Source organism: Achromobacter sp. CF-sbj1-Ac2-l (assembly GCF_052698165.1).
Genome location: NZ_CP199855.1, coordinates 2,278,040 through 2,296,933, shown reverse-complemented (window position 1 = coordinate 2,296,933; position 18,894 = coordinate 2,278,040). Strand labels below are relative to the sequence as shown.

General features: G+C 68.7%; 16 protein-coding genes. 10 read left to right on the top strand and 6 right to left on the bottom strand.

Going from position 1 to position 18,894, the window contains the following annotated elements:
* The first annotated feature begins 80 nt into the window (after window positions 1-80).
* Both ACUDCK_RS10515 and ACUDCK_RS10510 read left to right on the top strand, forming a co-directional pair.
* Window positions 81-2,240 (top strand): TonB-dependent siderophore receptor, encoded by a 2,160-nt coding sequence (locus tag ACUDCK_RS10515; RefSeq protein ID WP_054504052.1) that lies wholly within the window; start codon window positions 81-83, stop codon window positions 2,238-2,240.
* 119 nt (window positions 2,241-2,359) lie between these two features.
* Window positions 2,360-3,754, top strand: coding sequence for a GntP family permease (locus tag ACUDCK_RS10510; protein ID WP_020927202.1), 1,395 nt, complete (start codon window positions 2,360-2,362; stop codon window positions 3,752-3,754).
* Here the strand turns inward: ACUDCK_RS10510 and ACUDCK_RS10505 are convergent.
* A complete protein-coding gene (locus tag ACUDCK_RS10505) occupies window positions 3,733-4,653 on the bottom strand; it encodes a LysR family transcriptional regulator (protein ID WP_175143009.1) in 921 nt (306 codons plus the stop codon). The genes ACUDCK_RS10510 and ACUDCK_RS10505 overlap by 22 nt on opposite strands.
* Window positions 4,654-4,763: 110 nt before the next feature.
* Here ACUDCK_RS10505 and ACUDCK_RS10500 point away from each other — a divergent pair, with 110 nt between their 5' ends.
* The 3 genes from ACUDCK_RS10500 to ACUDCK_RS10490 all read left to right on the top strand — a co-directional run bounded on the left by ACUDCK_RS10500 (window position 4,764) and on the right by ACUDCK_RS10490 (window position 7,256).
* Window positions 4,764-5,507: an SDR family oxidoreductase gene (locus tag ACUDCK_RS10500; RefSeq protein ID WP_064527981.1), complete on the top strand. Its 744-nt coding sequence runs from the start codon at window positions 4,764-4,766 to the stop codon at window positions 5,505-5,507.
* Window positions 5,508-5,533: 26 nt separating this feature from the next.
* Window positions 5,534-6,430, top strand: a complete 897-nt coding sequence (locus ACUDCK_RS10495; protein WP_064527979.1) for an SDR family NAD(P)-dependent oxidoreductase — start codon at window positions 5,534-5,536, stop codon at window positions 6,428-6,430.
* A 109-nt stretch (window positions 6,431-6,539) separates the two neighbouring features.
* On the top strand, window positions 6,540-7,256 hold the full coding sequence (locus tag ACUDCK_RS10490) for a YiiX family permuted papain-like enzyme (RefSeq protein WP_175168110.1): 717 nt from the start codon (window positions 6,540-6,542) through the stop codon (window positions 7,254-7,256).
* Window positions 7,257-7,316: 60 nt separating this feature from the next.
* Here ACUDCK_RS10490 and ACUDCK_RS10485 read toward each other — a convergent pair whose 3' ends face one another.
* Complete coding sequence (locus ACUDCK_RS10485) at window positions 7,317-8,198, bottom strand: dienelactone hydrolase family protein (protein WP_175168109.1); 882 nt, start codon at window positions 8,196-8,198, stop codon at window positions 7,317-7,319.
* 204 nt (window positions 8,199-8,402) lie between these two features.
* On the opposite strand from ACUDCK_RS10485, the gene ACUDCK_RS10480 reads away from it, so the two are divergent.
* From ACUDCK_RS10480 to ACUDCK_RS10465, 4 genes are all read left to right on the top strand, one after another.
* Entirely contained in the window at window positions 8,403-9,197 is a 795-nt protein-coding gene (locus tag ACUDCK_RS10480; RefSeq protein WP_054504164.1) for an enoyl-CoA hydratase, read from the top strand.
* Complete coding sequence (locus tag ACUDCK_RS10475; RefSeq protein ID WP_175168108.1) at window positions 9,194-10,339, top strand: CaiB/BaiF CoA transferase family protein; 1,146 nt, start codon at window positions 9,194-9,196, stop codon at window positions 10,337-10,339. Before ACUDCK_RS10480 ends, ACUDCK_RS10475 begins: the two co-directional genes overlap by 4 nt.
* 73 nt (window positions 10,340-10,412) lie before the next feature.
* Window positions 10,413-11,357: a LysR family transcriptional regulator gene (locus ACUDCK_RS10470; protein ID WP_175143004.1), complete on the top strand. Its 945-nt coding sequence runs from the start codon at window positions 10,413-10,415 to the stop codon at window positions 11,355-11,357.
* 159 nt (window positions 11,358-11,516) lie between these two features.
* Complete coding sequence (locus ACUDCK_RS10465; protein ID WP_175168107.1) at window positions 11,517-12,500, top strand: Bug family tripartite tricarboxylate transporter substrate binding protein; 984 nt, start codon at window positions 11,517-11,519, stop codon at window positions 12,498-12,500.
* A gap of 15 nt (window positions 12,501-12,515) precedes the next feature.
* Here ACUDCK_RS10465 and ACUDCK_RS10460 read toward each other — a convergent pair whose 3' ends face one another.
* The 3 genes from ACUDCK_RS10460 to ACUDCK_RS10450 form a co-directional block, all read right to left on the bottom strand.
* Window positions 12,516-12,836 carry a helix-turn-helix domain-containing transcriptional regulator gene (locus ACUDCK_RS10460; protein ID WP_024068535.1) on the bottom strand — a complete coding sequence of 107 codons (321 nt, stop codon included), beginning with the start codon at window positions 12,834-12,836 and terminating at the stop codon, window positions 12,516-12,518.
* Window positions 12,817-13,161: a type II toxin-antitoxin system RelE/ParE family toxin gene (locus ACUDCK_RS10455; protein ID WP_054504163.1), complete on the bottom strand. Its 345-nt coding sequence runs from the start codon at window positions 13,159-13,161 to the stop codon at window positions 12,817-12,819. Before ACUDCK_RS10455 ends, ACUDCK_RS10460 begins: the two co-directional genes overlap by 20 nt.
* A gap of 181 nt (window positions 13,162-13,342) precedes the next feature.
* Window positions 13,343-15,442, bottom strand: coding sequence for a TonB-dependent receptor (locus ACUDCK_RS10450; RefSeq protein ID WP_175168106.1), 2,100 nt, complete (start codon window positions 15,440-15,442; stop codon window positions 13,343-13,345).
* 435 nt (window positions 15,443-15,877) lie between these two features.
* On the opposite strand from ACUDCK_RS10450, the gene ACUDCK_RS10445 reads away from it, so the two are divergent.
* Window positions 15,878-16,762, top strand: a complete 885-nt coding sequence (locus tag ACUDCK_RS10445; RefSeq protein ID WP_054504043.1) for a crotonase/enoyl-CoA hydratase family protein — start codon at window positions 15,878-15,880, stop codon at window positions 16,760-16,762.
* Window positions 16,763-16,783: 21 nt separating this feature from the next.
* Here ACUDCK_RS10445 and pdeR read toward each other — a convergent pair whose 3' ends face one another.
* Window positions 16,784-18,781: a cyclic di-GMP phosphodiesterase gene (gene pdeR, locus ACUDCK_RS10440; RefSeq protein ID WP_054504042.1), complete on the bottom strand. Its 1,998-nt coding sequence runs from the start codon at window positions 18,779-18,781 to the stop codon at window positions 16,784-16,786.
* Window positions 18,782-18,894: the final 113 nt, after the last annotated feature.

Genomic DNA, 18,894 nt, shown 5'->3' with positions numbered 1-18,894 from the left:
TTTCGACATTTTCTGTCCAGCAAACAGGGAACTTGCTTTTTATCATTAATGCAAATGATTCCCATTGTTTTCAAAAGAAAATGACGCCCCCCGCACTTCCCCCTGTCGCATTTGCCCCACGCCGCCTTCCCGCCTTCCGCCTGACCCTCGCCGCCGCCCTGCTGGCCCAGGCCGGCCTGCCCGTCCTGGCCCGCGCCGCCGACGATGTCCCGCAACTGAGTCCCGTGCGGGTCACCGGCACGGCCGAGAAACTCTCGGATCCCGGCCAGACCGAGGGTTCCCAGTCGTACACCGCCAATACCGTCACCGTCGGCAAGACCGGCGCCAACGTGCGCGACATCCCCAACTCGGTGTCGGTGGTGACGCGCCAGCGCATGGACGACCAGAACATGGTCACGGTAGAGGACGCGCTGCGCGAAACCACCGGCGTCAGCGCCATGACCTATGGCGACGGCACCGCCTACTTCACCGCGCGCGGCTACGAGACCGACGTGCAGTTCGACGGCGTTCCCGCCAACGGCGCGCTGCAATACCTGCCGCAGTTCGACCTGGCGCTGTACGACCGCGTCGAGGTGCTGCGCGGCCCGGCCGGCCTGCTGCAGGGCTTCGGCAGCCCGGCCGGCACCGTCAACCTGGTGCGCAAGCGGCCGCTGGACACCTTCAGCCTGACCGGCGCGGTGATGGCCGGCTCGTGGAACAACTACCGCACCGAGCTGGACGCGACCGGCCCCGTCACGGCCGACGGCCGGGTGCGCGCCCGCGCCGGCTTCGCCGCGCAGGACCGCGACTTCTTCTTCGACAAGGCCCACAATCGCCAGGGCCTGGCCTACGGCTCGCTCGAATTCGATCTGACCGCCAACACCACCCTGACGCTGTCGGCGGCCTACCAGCGCCAGCGCGAGGCGCCGTTCGACTACGGCCTGTCGATCTACTCGAACGGCCACATCATCGACTCGCCGCGCAAGGGCTTCTACGGCACCGACTGGTCGCGCGGCGACACCACCCTGTCGGAAATCTATTCGGAACTGAGCCACCGCTTCGCCAATGGCTGGACCGGCCAGGTGTCGATGAACTACCGCTCGACCGACATGGACAGCCGCTACGGCTACGTCAACGGGCCGGTCAATCCCGCCAACGACCGCGCCGGCTACCGCCTGCAGGTGCAGAAGGACCAGATCCGCTGGATCGGCTTCGACACCCATGCCTCGGGCCCCTTCAGCCTGCTGGGCCGCACCCACCAGGCCATGATCGGCGCCAACTACGCCGAACGGCGCCAGGACAGCCGCTCGGGCGGCATGAGCCTCGGCAACGTGTCGATCTACGACATCGACGTGCCCAATCCGGACCTGCCCTACACCTCGGGCGACGACTCCAAGTCCAGCCAGATGGGCGTCTACGGCCAGTTGAGCTTCAACGTGGCCGACCCGCTCACGCTGATCGTGGGCGGACGCCAGAGCTGGTACCGCAACGCCACCCAGGCCATCCTGCCGGTGGCGGGCGACACGCAGCGCGATCCCGAGGTGCGCAAGTTCGTGCCCTACTATGGCGCGGTGGCGCAGTTGAATTCGTGGCTGTCGGCCTACGCCAGCTATTCGGACATCTACGCCTTCTCGGAAGCCTGGCAGATGACGGCCGACGGCAAGCCGCTCAAGCCGCGCACCGGCAAGCAGTACGAGATCGGCCTGAAGGGCCAGTTCCTGGACGGCGCGGCCAATGCCTCGCTGGCGCTGTTCCGCATCCGCGACAAGGACCGCGCGGTGGCCGACGACGCCAACCCGGGCCGCTACCTGGCGCAGGGCGAGGCCCAGAGCCAGGGCGTCGAGGCCGAGGTCAGCGGCCGCCTGCTGCCGAACTGGGACCTGTACGCCGGCTACACCTATCTGCAGACCCGCTACCTGTCCGACCCGACGCAGGAAGGCCAGATCGTCAACCCGGAAACGCCCAAGCACCTGTTCAAGGTCTGGACCACCTATCGCTTCACGCCCGACGTGCTGCCGGGCTGGCGCGTCGGCGGCGGCGTGCGCACGCAGAGCCGCACCAGCCGCAACAACGTCTCGTGGCAAGGCGGCTACGCGGTGGTCGACGCGCAGATCGGCTACAAGGTCAATCGCAACCTGGACGCCTCGCTGACGCTGAACAACGTCTTCGACCGCCACTACTACGCCCGCGTGCCGTCCAACTTCTACGGCATCTATGGCGAACCGCGCAATGTGATGCTGACGCTGCGCGCCACCTACTGACGCGTGCATGGGGTCCGGTCCGACAACGGGCCGGCGCCCCGCCCTGTCAAACGGACGCCGGGAGCGATCGGTTAAGGTGTAGCCCCACACCCCTTAACCCTTCATTCCTGGAGTAATGAATGACCGGATTGATTATCGTGGTGGCGGCGCTGGCATTCCTGATGCTGGCGGCGTATCGAGGCTACAGCGTCATCCTGTGCGCGCCCATCGCGGCCATGGGCGCGGTGCTGCTGACCGACCCGTCGGCGCTGGCGCCGGTGTTCTCGGGCATCTTCATGGAGCGCATGGCGGGCTTCGCCAAGCTCTATTTCCCGGTGTTCCTGCTGGGCGCGGTGTTCGGCAAGCTGATCGAGCTGTCCGGCTTCTCGCGCGCCATCGTGCAGGCGGTGCTGCGGCTGATCGGCGCCGAGCGCGCCATCATCGCCATCGTGCTGGTGTGCGCGGTGCTGACCTACGGCGGCGTATCGCTGTTCGTGGTGGTGTTCGCGGTCTACCCGTTCGCGGCCGAGATGTTCCGCCAGGGCGGCATTCCCAAGCGCCTGATGCCGGGCGCGATCGCGCTGGGCGCGTTCACCTTCACCATGACGGCGCTGCCCGGCACGCCGCAGATCCAGAACATCATCCCCACCACCTTCTTCGAGACCACCACCTGGGCCGCGCCCTGGCTGGGGCTGATCGGCGCGGCCTTCACGCTGACCGTCGGGGTGGCCTACCTGGAATGGCGCCGCAAGCGCGCCGCGCTGGCGGGCGAAGGCTACGGCACCGAGCTGCGCAACGAGCCGGACACGCCGGCCGGCGGACGCGAGCATCACCCGCTGGTCGCGCTGCTGCCGCTGGTGGTGGTGGGCGTGGCCAACTACCTGCTGACGCGCTGGATTCCCGGCTGGTACCCGGCCGGCTCGCAGGTCGAACTGCCCGGCCTGCCGCAGCCCCTGCCGGTCAACGCCCATGACCAGGTGGCGCTGTGGGCGGTGATGGGCGCGCTGATCGCCGGCATCGCCACCATCCTGCTGTTCTCGTTCTCGCACATCAAGGCGCATTTCGCCGAGGGCAGCAAGAGCGCGGTCTCGGGCGCGCTGCTGGCGTCGATGAACACCGCCGCCGAATACGGCTTTGGCGGCGTGATCGCGGCGCTGCCCGGCTTCCTGATGGTGGCCAGCGCGCTCAAGGCGATTCCCGACCCGCTGGTGGGCGAGGCGGTGGCGGTAACCTCGCTGGCCGGCATCACCGGCTCGGCCTCCGGCGGCATGAGCATCGCGCTGGCGGCCATGGCGCAGACCTTCATCGATGGCGCCCAGGCGGCCGGCATTCCCATGGAAGTGCTGCACCGCATCGCCGCCATGGCCTCGGGCGGCATGGACACGCTGCCGCATAACGGCGCCGTCATCACGCTGCTGGCCGTCACCGGCCTGACGCACCGCCAGTCCTACGGCGACATCTTCGCCATCACGCTGATCTCGACGCTGTCGGTGTTCCTGGTGATCGCCGTGTACTACCTGACCGGCATCGTCTGAGCGGCCGGCCCGAAGGCCTGGCCGAAGATCTCGGCCAGCCACTGGCTGAACACGCGTACCCGCGCCGACACCTGGCGATTCTGCGGGTACAGCACCGACACGGGCATCGGCGCCGGCGGCAGGTCGGGCAGCACCACCCGCAACCGGCCCGCCGCCAGCGCATCGGCCACCCGGTAGCGCGGCACCTGCGCCAGGCCCAGCCCGGCCAGCGCCGCGCTGGCGTAGAGTTCCGCGCCATTGACGCTGACCACCGACCCGGGCCGCGCCAGCACGTTGCGGCCATCCACCATGAAGTCCAGCGGCAGGCTGCGGCCGGTGGATGACGAGATGTAGTCCACCGCCCGGTGGCCCTCCAGGTCTTCCAGCGTGGCCGGCTCGCCGTAGCGCGCCAGATAGGCCGGGCTGGCCACGGTGACCTGCGGCATCAGGGCGATCTGACGCCCCACCAGCGACGAGTCCTGCAGCGTGCCGGCGCGCAGCACGCAGTCCACGCCCTCGCGCACCAGGTCGACCAGCCGATCGTCTTCGCCCAGGTGCAGCACGATGTCGGGATAGCGTTCGAGAAAGGCCGGCAGGCCCGGCATGACGAACACCCGCGCCAGCGTGCCTTGCAGGTTGACCCGCAGCAGTCCCTTGGGCGCGGTGTTCAGGAAGGCGCCGTCCGCCTCCTCCAGGTCGGCCAGCAGGCGCACGCAGCGCCGGTAATAGGCCTCGCCGTCATGGGTCAGCCGCACCTGGCGCGTGGTGCGCTCCAGCAGGCGCGCGCCCAGGCGTTTTTCCATGCGCTTGACCAGGTTGGTGACGGTCGCGCGGGGAATCCGCAGGTCTTCCGACGCCTTGGAGAAACTGCGCCGTTCGGCGATGCGGACGAATACCTGCATTTCCTGGAAGCGATCCATGCGCCCCTCTATTATTAATGTAGATGAAATTATGTTAGCAAAATCCGGATAATTATCTTTTGTTTGGAATAGTCCATGATTCGTCTCACCCACTCACCCCAGGACAATCCATGACTTCCCAAGCTTCCCAACGCGTCGCCCTGGTCACCGGCGCCTCGCGCGGCATCGGCGCCGCCATCGTCCGCCGCCTGGCCGCCGACGGTTTTGCCGTCGCCATCAACTACGCCTCCAGCGCGGCCGAGGCCGACGCCCTCGCCGCTGAAGTCCGCCAGGCCGGCGGCCGGGCCCTGGCGGTTCGCGCCGACGTCGCCAAGGCCGCCGAGGTGCGCGCCATGTTCGACCAGGTCGAAGCCGGCCTGGGACGCATCGACGTGCTGGTCAACAGCGCCGGCGTGCTCAAGCTGCAGACGCTGGCCGAGGCCACCGACGAGATCTACGACCAGACCTTCGACATCAACACCCGCGGCACCTTCAACACCCTGCGCGAGGCCGGCGCGCGGCTGGCCGACGGCGGCAGCATCGTCAACGTCTCCAGCACCACGCTGGCGCTGAACATGCCCACCTACGGCATCTACATCGCCAGCAAGGCCGCGGTGGAAAGCTTCACCCGCGTGTTCGCCAAGGAACTGCGCGGCCGCCGCATCACGGTCAACGCCGTGGCGCCCGGCCCCGTCGCCACCGACCTGTTCAAGCAGGGCAAGAGCCCGGAACTGATCGAGCATTTCGCCAAGATGCCGCCGCTGGAGCGCCTGGGCGAACCCGAGGACATCGCCGGCGTGGTGTCGTTCCTGGCCAGCGCCGACGGCGGCTGGATCAATGGCCAGGTGCTGCGCGCCAACGGCGGCCTGGCCTGAGCGCCGGCCCGTTTCCGGAGACTTCCATGGCATCCGTCATCCTCATCACCGGCGCCGGCAGCGGTATCGGCAAGCTGTCCGCCGAAACCCTGGCCCGCGCCGGCCACACCGTCTACGCCACCATGCGCGACATCGCCGGCCGCAACGCCGGCCGCGCCCAGGCCATGCGCGACTGGGCCGCGGCCCACGGCGCCGATCTGCATCCGCTGGAACTGGACGTGCTGTCGCAGGCGTCCGCCGACGCCGCCGTGGCCGCCATCGTGCGCGAACAGGGCCGGCTCGACGTGGTCATGCAGAACGCCGGTCACCTGGTGATCGGCCCGACCGAGGCGTTCACCGCCGAAGACATGCAGCACGCCTTCGACACCAACTTCTACGGCGCCCAGCGCGTCAACCGCGCCGCCCTGCCGCAACTGCGCCGGCAGCAGTCGGGCCTGATGCTGTGGATCAGCAGCACCACCACCAAGGGCGGCTTCCCGCCGTTCATGGGGCCGTACGGCGCGGCCAAGGCGGCGATGGATTCGCTGGCGGTGAGCCTGTCGTACGAACTGGCGCGCTTCGGCATCGAGACCTCGATCGTGGTGCCGGGCGCCTTCACCCGCGGCACCGAGCACTTCCCCAGCGCCGGCAAGCCCAGCGACCAGGCCCGCGTGGCGGCCTATGCGCGCTACGACGGCGTGATGGACCAGGTCGGCGCGCGCCTGAGCGCGCTCACGCCCGACGACGCCACGCCGCAGGCGGTGGCCGACGAGATTGCCCGCATCGTCGACCTGCCGGCGGGCAGCCGGCCGGCGCGCTCGGTGGTCGACTTCGTCGGCGATGGCGCCGAGGAGGTGCTGGCGCTGGCCGAGGAACTGCGGATCGCCTTCGCCGAACGCATCGGCATCGCCGACCTGCTGCGTCCGTCGACGCCGCGCGCTTGAAAAAAGCGGCGCCCTGGCCGCGCGGCAACCCGGGCGGGAACGGTAGAATCCCGCATCCCTCGCGCTTGCTCGACGACGCGCGACGAATGGCTTTTCATGGGGAACCGCCATGCCGGCACCGCAACCATCCGCATTGCCACAAGACCGCCGCGCCGCGCGCGACGAGCGCCAGGAACAAGCCCCCGCGTGGCCACGCATCGGACGACGCAAGCCGGCCGGCGCGTGGGCCGGCGCCTTCGTCGCGGCCGCGCTGTGCGCCGCGTCCTGGGTCGCCCGCGCCGCGCCGGACGTGCAGACCGGCGACCTGATCTTCCAGCAATCCCGCTCCGCCCAGAGCCTGGCGATCCAGCAGGCCACTCATTCGCCCTACAGCCACATGGGCATGATCGTGATGCGCCAGGGCGCGCCCTACGTGCTGGAAGCCGCCGCCACGGTCAGCTACACGCCGCTGGCGCAATGGGCGGCGCAGGGCGAAAACGGAAAATACGTCGTCAAGCGCCTGCGCGACGCGTCGCGGCTGACGCCCGAGACGCGCGAACAGTTGGCGGGCACCGGCGCGCGCTATCTCGGCAGGCCGTACGACGCGGCCTTCGGCTGGTCGGACGACCGGATCTATTGCTCCGAGCTGGTCTGGAAGATCTACCAGCGCACGCTGGGCCTGCAGATCGGCGCGCTGCAACCCCTGAAGCAGTTCGACCTGAGCTCGCCCACCGTGCGCGCCACGATGCAGGCGCGCTACGGCAAGGACATCCCGTGGGAGGAACCCATCATCTCCCCGGCCGCGATGTTCGACTCGCCGCTATTGGCCACGGTCCCGGACCGCTGAGGCGGCGGGCGGCGCGGCCGATCGCGCAATCGGCGGCGCCGCCGGCCGCTTGGGCCACGCCTATTGCGGCATGTCGAAGCCCTGCTCGCGCAGGTATTTGGCCACCACCGGCTGCCACTTCTGCGGCGCGTGCGTGAACAGGCTGTGGCCGTTCTCGCCGTCCGGCCCCATGGGCACGAAGGTGGCGCGGCCGCCGGCCTGGTTGTAGGCCTCGACCCAGCGCCTGGGCCAGTCCGGCCCCCAGTACAGGTCGTTCTCGGTATAGATCCACAACATCGGCAGCCGCGTGGCCTGGCCATAGCCCGCGTACGTGGCCTGCAGGCGCTCGGGACCGCACGGCTTGCCGGGCGAGCGCACCGGATCGCCACCCGAGCCGCCCGCGAAGTTGATGGCGGTCTTCACCCCCGCGGGGTTCTGCGCCGCCAGCGCCACGGTCGAGCCGCCGCCCACCGACTGCCCCAGCACCACCACCCTGGCCGGATCCACGTCCGGACGCTGCGCCATGACCCGCAGCACCTGGTCGATCTGGCTGGCGGCGCGGTCGAACATCGGGGTGAAGCGGCGCTCGCCGCAGGGGCCGCTGTTCTCCAGGTCCGGCCCGCCGGTGACGCCATAGCCCAGGCGCACCGGCAGCGCGACCACGAAGCCGGCATCGGTGAAGAACCTGGACGCCGCCGCGTAGCGCGCCCGTCCCAGCTTGGCGCGGCCGGCGGCGTCGCCGGCCCGGCCATGGTTGATCACGATCAGCGGATGACGGCCCTCGCCCGCCGGCGTGAAGACGGTCACCACGACTTCGCCCGTGGCGGTGCCGCCGTTCTCCAGCGCCACCCGCACCGGCACCTTCTGCACGCTTTCGTTGGCGGCCAGCTTGGGCGGCGGCGCGGCGCACGCCGTCAAGAGTCCCAGTCCGCCGATCATCGTGATTCTTGCCAGAACACCCATGTTGCCCCTCGTCAGGAATAGGCTCGCCGCCCGGGTGAGCGCAAGATACTCCGAGCGCGCCCGCCCCGCCATCGTCGCGAACCCGGCCCGCGGCGATTTATTCCAGGCCGGACTCATTCCATGAAAATTACTTGTTTGTCGTGATCAACGGCCAGCCCTAGCATGAGCGGCATCGCCCACGATTCCAATGGAGACAGCAAGCCCATGAGCGCCCCGATTCCCGCCTTTCCCCACAGCCACATCGAGCGCGACGCGCGCGGCGTCTACACGCTGCGGATCGACGACGCCAAGAGCCTGAACATCCTGGCCTCGCCGGTCACGCTGGGCCTGACCGCCGCCGTGCGCTGGATCGCCGCGCAGGCCGACGCCCGCGCGCTGGTGCTGCGCGGCAGCGGCGACAAGGCCTTCGTCGGCGGCGCCAACATCCATGAAATGGCCGAGCTGGATCCGGACGGCGGCCGCGCCTTCATCACCCGCCTGCGCGACCTGTGCGAAGCGGTGCGCGCGGTGCCGGTGCCGACCATCGCCCGCCTGCCCGGCTTCTGCCTGGGCGCCGGCATGGAACTGGCGGCGGCCTGCGACATCCGCCTGGGTTCGCGCGACGGCGTCTTCGGCATGCCCGAAGTACAGGTCGGCATTCCGTCGGTGATCCACGCCGTGCTGTTGCCGTCACTGATCGGCCCGGGCGCCACCCACTGGCTGCTCCTGACCGGCGCCACGGTCGATGCCGAGCAGGCGCTGCGCTGGGGCTTCCTGCAATTCCTGTGCGAGGCCGGCGAGCTGGACGCGCTGGTCGAGCGCACCGTCGCGCCTATCGCGGCCAGCGGGCCGCTGGCGGTGCGCTCGCAGAAGGCGCTGCTGCGCTACTGGGAGACCTCCACGGTCGAGGCCGGCCTGGACCGCAGCGTGGACGCCTTCGGCGCGGCCTTCGCCACCGACGAGCCGCGCCGCTACATGGCGCCGTTCCTGGCCCGCAAGCGCGCGCGGGAGGCGCAATGACGGCCCCGGCCAGCGGCCCGCTGGCCGGCGTGCGGGTGGTCGACATGACCTCGGTCGGCATGGGCCCCTACGCCACCCAGATCCTGGGCGACATGGGCGCCGAGATCATCAAGGTCGAAGCGCCCGAGGGCGACGTGTTCCGCGCCTCGGCGCCGGCCGCCTCGCCCGGCATGGGCGCGGTCTACCTGAACCTGAACCGCAACAAGCGCAGCGTCACCCTGAACGCCAAGGACGCGGACGACCGGCAACGGCTGCTGCGGCTGGTCGACGGCGCCGACGTCTTCATCTCCAACGTGCGGCCGCGCGCGCTGGCGCGGATCGGCCTGGACGCCGCCAGCCTGCGCGCGCGCAACCCGCGCCTGATCTATTGCTCGGCGGTGGGCTTCGGCCAGGACGGCCCCTACGCCGCCCGGCCGGCCTTCGACGACATCATCCAGGCCATGAGCGGCCTGGCCGACCTGCAGGGCCGCAACAGCGGCGCGCCGGCCTACATCAACACCATCATGGCCGACAAGGTGGCCGGGCTGACGCTGGCCTACGCCATCCCGATGGCGCTGTACGAGCGCGAGAAATCCGGCCAGGGCCAGGCCATCGAGGTGCCCATGTTCGAGACGCTCGTGTCCTTCACCCTGATCGAGCACCTGGGCGGGCGCACCTTCGACCCGCCGCGCGGCGGCATGGGCTACAGCCGCGTGCTGTCGCCCGAGCGCCGGCCCTACCGCACCCGCGACGGCTTCCTGGCGCTGCTGCCGTATACCGACGCGCAATGGCAGCGCTTCTTCACCCTGGCCGAACGCGCCGACCTGGCCGCCGACCCGCGCTACGCCAGCGCCCGGACCCGCGCCCGCCACTTCGACGCGCTGTACAGCGACCTGGCCGCCATCGTCGCGCTGCGCGGCACCGACGACTGGCTGGCGCTGCTGGCGGACGCCGACATTCCTCATTCGCACGTCAATCCGCCCGAGGCGCTATTCGACGACCCGCACCTGGCCGCCACCGGCTTTTTCCAACGGGTCGAGCATCCCACCGAGGGCACGCTCACGGCCACCGCGATCCCGGTGCGCTTCTCGCGCACGCCCGGGTCGGTCCGCCGCCTGGCGCCACGCCAGGACGCGGATCGCGATATGCTCGATCCGGATTGACCCCCCGGAACGTGGCGGATGCGGGCTTGCGCGCGCCGGCCCCCGGGGCGCCCGCCCCCTTTTCGTCCGGACCATGAACATCACCCTGAAGCAGTTGCGCGTGTTCTGCGCGCTCTACGAGTTGCGCAGCTTCACCGCCGCCGCCCGCGCCGCCTTCGTCACGCAATCGGCCGTCAGCAAGCTGTGCGCCGAACTTGAAGCCGAGGTCGGCCAGCCCTTGTTCGAGCGCTCGACCCGCAGCGTCACGCCGTGCGAGGGCGCGGCCGACTTCTATGCCTATGCCCAGGAGATACTGGGCACGGTGCGCGCGGCCGAGCGCAGCATGTCCGGCCTGCGCTCGCTGGAGCGCGGCGTGGTCGGCGTGGCCTGCTCGCCGATGATGATGGTCGGCCTGCTGGGTGGCGTGATCGCGCGCTACCACCGGCGCCATCCGGGCGTGAAGCTGGACCTGTTCGAACTGAACACCGACGAGACCATCGAGCATGTGCGGCACGGCCGCGCCGACTTCGGCATCGTCTCCACCGACATCGACGGCGACGAGCTGGCCGCGCGCGTGATCTACCGCGACACCATGCATGCCGTCTTCGCGCCCGACCATCCGCTGGCGCGCCGCAAGCAGGTGCGCTGGGCCGACCTGGCCGCCCACGAACACATCACGCTGCGCAACGTCTACAGCGTGCGCCGCGCGGTGGACCGCATCAGCGGCGAACTCAGCCTGCAATTCCAGTCCGGCATCGAGGCCGGCATGCTGACCTCGGTGCTGAACCTGGTGCGCGCGGGCCTGGGCATCACCGTGGTGCCCGGCTACGTCTGCGCCTTCGCGCGCCAGTTGGGACTGGCCACCGCGCCCATCGGCGGCGCCGGCCAGCGCGGCCACGCACTGTGGCTGATCCAGCGCCACAACGCGCGCCTGTCGCGGGCGGCGGACGCGTTCCTGGCCGACCTGGAGACGACGCTGCGGGCGCGCGAGGCGGCGCCCGACCCGACCCGCTACGACGAGGACGCCGCCGGCCAGTGAGGCCGCGCCGGGCCGAGGCGCACGGCGCGGGACTTATCCGGATACGGAATAGGTCTATGAAAATTAGTCCCTTGTTGCGATAAGCCGCGCGGCCGCATGATGGCGGAAATCGCGGCCGCCACCTGCCATCGCGGCCGCAGAAAAACACAGGAGACTTTCATGACCCGATCCCCGCAACGCAGCCGCACGCGCCAGTTCGCCGCCTGCTGCGCCCTGGCCCTGGCCGCCGCCACCGGCGCCGCGCAGGCCAACGACGCCTACCCCGACAAGCCCATCACCATCGTGGTGCCGTTCTCGCCCGGCAGCGCCACCGACACCAGCGCCCGCATCCTGACCGAAAAGCTCGGCCCGCGCCTGGGGGTGCCGATCGTGATCGAGAACAAGCCCGGCGCGTCCGGCACCATCGGTTCCTCGACCGCCGCGCGCGCCGCGCCCGACGGCTACACCCTGATCCTGACCAGCAGCTCGACGCACTCGGCCACGCCGGCCCTGTTCCGCAAGCTGCCGTACGATCCCACCGGCGATTTCATCCACGTCATCCGCATCGCCACCATCCCGATGATGCTGGTGGTGCGCGCCAATTCGCCCTACGGCTCCGTGTCGCAGCTGGTGCAGGCCACCCGCGCCAGGCCGCTGAACTATGCCTACGGCTCGCCCACCAGCCAGATCGCCGGGGCCACCTTCAACAGCGTCGCCGGCGCCGCCGCCAACGCGGTGCCCTACAAGAGCCAGCCGCCCGCCGTCACCGACCTGCTGGGCGGCCACGTCGATTATTTGTTCGCCGACCTGTCGGTGGTCACGTCGTTCATGCACGGCGGCAAGCTCAGGGGCATCGCCTTCACCGGCCAGGCGCGCTCGAAGGACTTCCCCGACGTGCCGACGCTGGCCGAACTGGGCTACAGGAATTTCGACCTGGTGGTATGGGTGGGCGTGGCCGCGCCCAAGGACACGCCGGCGCCGGTGGTCGAGCGCCTGAACCGCGAGATCACGCGCATCCTGAGCGAGCCCGACAGCATCGCCAAGTTCGAGGCGCTGGGCATGCAGGTCGCGCCCAACACGCTGGCCGAACACCAGGCCTTCGCCCAGTCGCAGCGCCAGATCTGGACCCAGCGCGCGATCGACGCGAAGATCGAGCCGCAATAACCGCGCCCGGCGGCCTCAGCCCATCCGGACCGGGGCGGCCGCATTGGCCAGCGGCATCACGGCCAGGCGCAGGCCCATCGCCTTGAGAATCGCCAGCAGGCTGGCCAGCGACGGATTGCCCTTGGGCGACAGCGTGCGGTAGAGCTGGGTCGGGTTCAGCCGCGCCTGCTCCGCCACGGCCTGCATGCCGCCGAACGCCTGGGTCATCTGGCGCAGCACCACCAGCAGTTCGCCCTGATCGCCATCGGCCAGGATGCTGTTGATCGTCTCCAGCGCAAGGGCGGGGTCGCTGCGATAGACCTCGACCATTGCTTCATCATGGGGCTTGCTTCTCATCATCCGTTCTCCGTTGCCAGTCATGCCAATATTCCACCGCGCGTTGGATGTCGGCATCCTGCGTGCGCTTGCTGCCTCCGGCCAGCAACAACACCAGCCGTTCACCGGACAGCGCGTAGTAGACGCGCAGGCCCGGCCCCGTATCGATACGCAATTCCCACACGCCCTCGCGGCAGAACCGGTGATCGCCGAAATTCCCCGATGCCAGACGCGCTACACGGCGGATGACCGCCACCTTGTCGCGCATGCCACGCAGGCCGCGTAGCCAGGTGGCATAGGAATCCTTGAGTTTTCCAGGAGTGAGGTAGTGTTCGATTCGGTACATACGATATTCGTCCATAGACGAATTCCAGTCAAGTCAGCGCAGTCAGTTCGCCAACAAGATAGGACACTCCCTTGGTTCCTGCTGGACGGTGCGTGATCTTTTCCTCCCCCACTCATGCCTTCTCCCAACAAAAAACGGGCGCCAAAGCGCCCGTCCGTCCTGCCTGGATCCTGCCTACCCGTCAGAACCGATACTGCGCCGTGGCGATCACCGTGCGCGGCTCGCCCACGCGGATCTGGCCGGCGCTGGTGGCCGAGGCGTAGTAGGTCTTGTCGGTGATGTTGCGCACCGCCAGGCGCCAGTCCCACTGGCCGGCGCGGTAGCCGACCAGCGCGTCCCAGGTGGCATAGCCGGGCAGCACCGCCGTGTTGGCGTTGTCGGCGTAGCGCTGGCCGACGAAGGTCAGGCCGGTCTCGCCATACAGGCCCTCGGCCGGCTTGTAGGTCAGGAACACGCTGCCGTTGCGCCGCGCCACGTTGCTGACGCGGTTGCCGGCCAGACCGTTGTTGTCCTCGACGATGGACGCGTTCTGCAGGCCGATGCCGCCGCGCAGGTACCAGTTGCCGGTCAGGCGCCCTGCCGCGGTCAGCTCGATGCCGCGCGAACGTTGCTTGCCGGTCAGCAGCACGATGGTCGGATCGACCGGATCGGAGGTGCGGCGGTTGTAGAGCTCGAGCTGGTACAGCGCCAGGGTGGTGCTCAGATTCCCGTCCAGCCAGTCGCTCTTGACGCCCACTTCGTACTGGCGGGTCTGCTCCGGATCCACGTCATTGGTATTGCCGCGCGCGTTCGGCGTGATGCCGATGAGGCTGCCGCCGACCGGCGAGAAGGTCTTGCTGTACGACGCGTAGAACGAGTGATCGCGCGCCGGCGTCCACACCACGCCGGCGCGCGGGCTCAGGCCACGGCTGTCGCGGCGGGCCGAGAGGTCCAGCATGCGGTTGGTGGAATCGACGCTGAAGCGGTCCATGCGCAGCCCCAGCAGCACCTGCCAGGCGTCGTCCAGCTTGATCTGGTCCTGCACGTAGTAGCCCTGGCTGCGGGTCTTGTGACGGGCCGAACTGCTGAGCGTCATGGCGCCGTTGTGCTGCTGGGACAGGTCCGGGTCGTACAGGTCCAGCGTCGGCACCGGCTGCGCGCCCGGGCCCCGCGCCAGCGTGGTGTAGAGGTCGGGCGTGCGCGCCTGGTTGGCCACGTCCACGCCGAACAGCACCCGGTGCTCGATGGCGCCGGTATGGAACAGGCCCTCGGCTTCCAGGTTGTTGCTGATGCTGCGGGTGGTCAGGTCCTGCTGCCAGCGGGTGCGGGAGACCTTGCCGGTGGCGGCGTTGTAGCCGGTCAGGTAGGTGTTGTCGAACTTGCTGTCGAGCGCGAACACGCCCAGCGTGTAGCGCAACTGCCAGCCCGGCGCCAGCGTGTAGGCCAGGCGCGAGCGGAACGATTGCGCGCGATCGTCGATGTAGTCGCGGTCGGGATCGCCGTAGACGGTCGATCGGCCGACGTCGGCGGGCCGGCCGTTGACGCTGGGGATGCCGCGATCCGGAGTACGGTCATAGCGGCTGTATTCGTATTGCACCAGCCAGTCCAGGTCGGGCGTGATGCGCCAGTTCAGCGACGGCGCCACCAGTTGGCGGGTGCCGCCGATCTTGTGGCGGAAGCTGTTGCTGTCCTCCTGGCCGATGTTCAGGCGCACGCTGACGTGCTCGCCGGGATCCGCGCTCAGGTCGCCGTAGAAGCTGCGCAGGTCCCAACTGCCGGCCTGGGCCTCGAGCGTGGACTCGCGGCCCGGCTGCGGCGCCTTGCTGATACGGTTGACGATCCCGCCCTGGCTGCCCCGGCCGTACAGCACCGCGGCCGGGCCCTTGAGCACGTCGATGCGCTCGATGTTGTGCAGGTCGCGCACGTACTGGCTGTCGTCGCGGATGCCGTCCAGGTAGAAGTCGTTGCTGGCGTCGAAGCCGCGGATGCGCAGCGAGTCGAAGCGGGTGTCCGAGGCGTTGCTGACATTGGGGATGCCGGACAGGGCCTCGCCGAGGGTGCTGATGCCGTAGTTCTGCAGGTTCTCGACCTTGACCGTGTCGATGGCCTGCGGCACGTAGCGCGCGGCGGTCTGGGTGCGGGTGGCGGTGGTGACTTCGGGCACCCGTGGATCGTCGGCGTTGGCGCCTTCGACGCTGATGGCGGGGAGATGGATGGGGTCGGCGTGGGAGGGAACGACAGGGGCCATCAGGGCCAGCGCGGCCCCCAGGGTCAGGGCGCGCGGGACGGGAAAAACAGGCATCGCAAGCTTTCTGTAAGTTTTATCGAGCCGCGATCATATCGACAATGAATCTCATTTGTATATGAGATTGTTCTCATTGCCCGCAAAGCCGCGGCGGATGTTGCTGTGTCACAACGACCCGGCCCGGCCGGGCCGCCGGCGCCCCGCCCCCGCGCCGTCGCCCCCGCCATTTGCATGAGTCCGGCGCGCCGGCGGCGGCCGCGCCAACCCTCGCGAATTTGCGACGGTCCTCATCCAACCCGGCGAGGCGCGCGTCATCCAGGCGGACGACGGCGACATCATCATCGCCGTGTTTTTCCAACAATCACTCCGATGTTTGCCCTACGGATAACTCTGGCCGGTCGGACGAGGTTTGCATGAGCGGAACGGGGCGCCGGCTGTATTAGGCTGGCCCCGCAGTACTCCGACTCACCTTGATCGATTGGACGAAAGCAAATGAATCAACTCATTCATCCGGACTGCCATCCCTTTACCGCCGCAGGCAATTTGAAGCAAGTCTCCGCGTTCTATGAGGAAGGACGACGTGTCATGTGGATGATGCTGCGCGCCCAGCCGCGCCCCTGCTTCAATCACGAACTGATCGACGAAATCATGACCCTGGCGCGCGCCGCCAGGGACTCCGGCCTGCCCATCGATTTCTGGGTCACGGGCTCGCTGGTGCCGCAGATCTACAACGTCGGCGGCGACCTCAACTTTTTCGCCGAGGCCATCCGCACGGGCCGCCGCGAGGCGCTGCGCGCCTACGCCCGCGCCTGCGTCGATTGCGTGCATGCCGCCACCCGCGGCTTCGACACCGGCGCCGTATCGCTGGCCATGATCGAGGGCACCGCGCTGGGCGGCGGCTTCGAGGCGGCGCTGGCGCACCACTTCGTGCTGGCGCAGAACAACGCCCGCATGGGCTTCCCCGAAATGGCCTTCAACCTGTTCCCGGGCATGGGCGGCTATTCGCTGGTGGCGCGGCGCTCGGGCATGAAGCTGGCCGAGGAACTGATCGGCAGCGGCGAATCGCACACCGCCGAATGGTTCCAGGCGCGCGGCCTGGTGGACGTGCTGTTCGAGCCGGGCGACGCCTACAAGGCCACCCGCACCTTCATCGACGTGATGCGGCCCAAGCTCAACGGCATGCGCGCCATGCTGCGGGCGCGCCAGCGTGTGCTGCAACTGACGCGCTCGGAACTGATGGATATCACCGAGGACTGGGTCGACGCCGCCTTCTCGATCGATCCGAAGGACCGCGCCTACATGGAACGGCTGGTGATGGCGCAGAACCGTCGGTCACCCGCGGGCCCCGATGGCCTGATCGACGCCACCATGCATTGAGGTCGGCGCGCGCCGGCCGCGTCAGGCAATCAGATGCAGCCGGCGCCGCTGCGCCAGCCAGGTGGTCAGCTCGGCAGCCGGCATGGGCTTGGCATACAGGTAGCCCTGCTTGGCGTCCACCCCCAGCGTATCCAGGAAGGCGGTTTCCTCCTGGGTCTCGACGCCCTCGGCGATCACCTTCAGCTCGAGCGTGCGGGCCACCGCGACGATGGCCCGCGCCAGCGCCTGCGACACCGGGTTCTCGTTGACGCCGCGCACGAAGCTGGCATCCAGCTTGATCGCGTCCAGCGGAATGCGGGCCAGTTGCGACAGTGACGAATAGCCCGTGCCGAAGTCGTCCAGGTGCACGCACGCGCCCAACTGGCGGAACTGCTTCATCAGCTCGATCGCGGCGACCTCGTCCTCGATCAGGCAGCTTTCGGTGAGTTCAATGTCGAGCAGGCAGGGATCGAGGCCGGCATCGTTGACCGCGCGCATGAATTCGCTGACCACGCCCTTGTCGTCCAGTTGCCGCGCCGACATGTTGATGGCGACCCGCAGGTCCAGGCCCTCGCGCTTCCAGGCCGCGGCCTGGCGCGCCGCTTCGCGCATCACCCACACGCCCAGTTGCGAGATCAGGCCGGATTCCTCCGCATAAGGAATGAAAACGCTGGGGCAGATCATCCCGCGTTCGGGCGAGCGCCAGCGCAGCAGCGCCTCGACGCCATCAATCTCGCCGCCGCGGCCGGTGAGCTTGGGCTGGTAGTACAGCATCAAGTGGCCTTCGGCCAGCGCCTTGCGCAGGTTGGTGTCGAGCCAGACATAGTCGGCGTTGCGCCGGTCCATCTCGGGCTGGAACACACGGTAGGTATGGCGCCCGGCTTCCTTGGCCACGTACATGGCGATGTCGGCGCTGCGCACCACGCTGTCGAGGTCGTCGCCGTGCTCGGGGTACATGGCGATGCCGATGGAGCAGCTTGTGTAGACCTCGATCAGCTCCTGGCGGAATGGCTCGCGCAGGCGCTCGATGATGCGCGCGGCGGTGGCCTCCAGGTGCCAGGCCTCGGCGCCTTCCTGCAGCACCAGGAATTCGTCGCCGCCCAGCCGCGCCAGCGTCTGGCCGGGCGACAGGCAACTGGAGATCGCCACCGCCACCGACTTGAGCAGGCGGTCGCCGAAGCCGTGGCCGTAGTGGTCGTTGATGCGCTTGAAATTGTCCAGGTCCAGGAACAGCACGCCGCCGCTGGCGCCCTCGCCTTCGGCCAGCGCCGCTTTCAGGCGGGTGGTGATGGCGTGGCGGTTGGGCAGGTTGGTCAGCACGTCGGTGTTGGCCAGCACCCGCAGGCGTTCCTGCGCCTGGCGTTCCTCGGTGATGTCGGTGCCCGAGCAGATCAGGTAGACACGCTTCTCGCCGCTGCCGCTGGTGACGAACTTGTTGCGGAACAGGAACAGCCGCGGGCCCTTGACCGTGTTGATCAGGCGCTCGACCTCGTACGACTGTCCGCGCTTGTAGAACTCGGCGATGTTGCGACGCGAGGCCGCGGCCTCTTCGCGCGTCATGAACATCTCGAACACGCTGCGCCCGACGATGTCCTGCTCGCGTTTGCCGGTGTATTCCTCGCTGACCTTGTTGAAGCGTTGCACGCGGCCGTGCTGGTCGACGATGACGATGACCGAGTTGGCCTCGGACACCACGGTCTCGGCGAACGACAGGCCTTCGACCAGGTCGCGCGCGACCGAATCGGTGTCAGTGTGCGCCGACGCCGTGCCGGCCCATTCGGTGGGGTTGATCTTGCGGCCGACCAGCCGCAACTGGATGGGATCGCCGTACAGGACGATGTCGATGCGCAGGCTGGCGGTGATGCCGGTCAGGGCGCGAATGGCCTGCGCCTGCTCGGGCTGCAGCGCCAATGCAATGTTGGTTGCGCCTTTGACGGCGGCCAGTTCGATCGCGTTGCTGTCGGCCGCCAACCGCCAATAGGGGCTGGACGTACCGAAATGCAGGTACAGGATCGATTTTTCGTCCTGAGTCTCAGTCATTGGTGTCCCCCGCCATCCCAGGAAGGCCTGCGTGAAACATACGGCCTAGTCAGTTCGGGGTCAACCACCCGCCGGAACGGCGTTCGCGCTGTATTGCGGATTATTTCAACTGG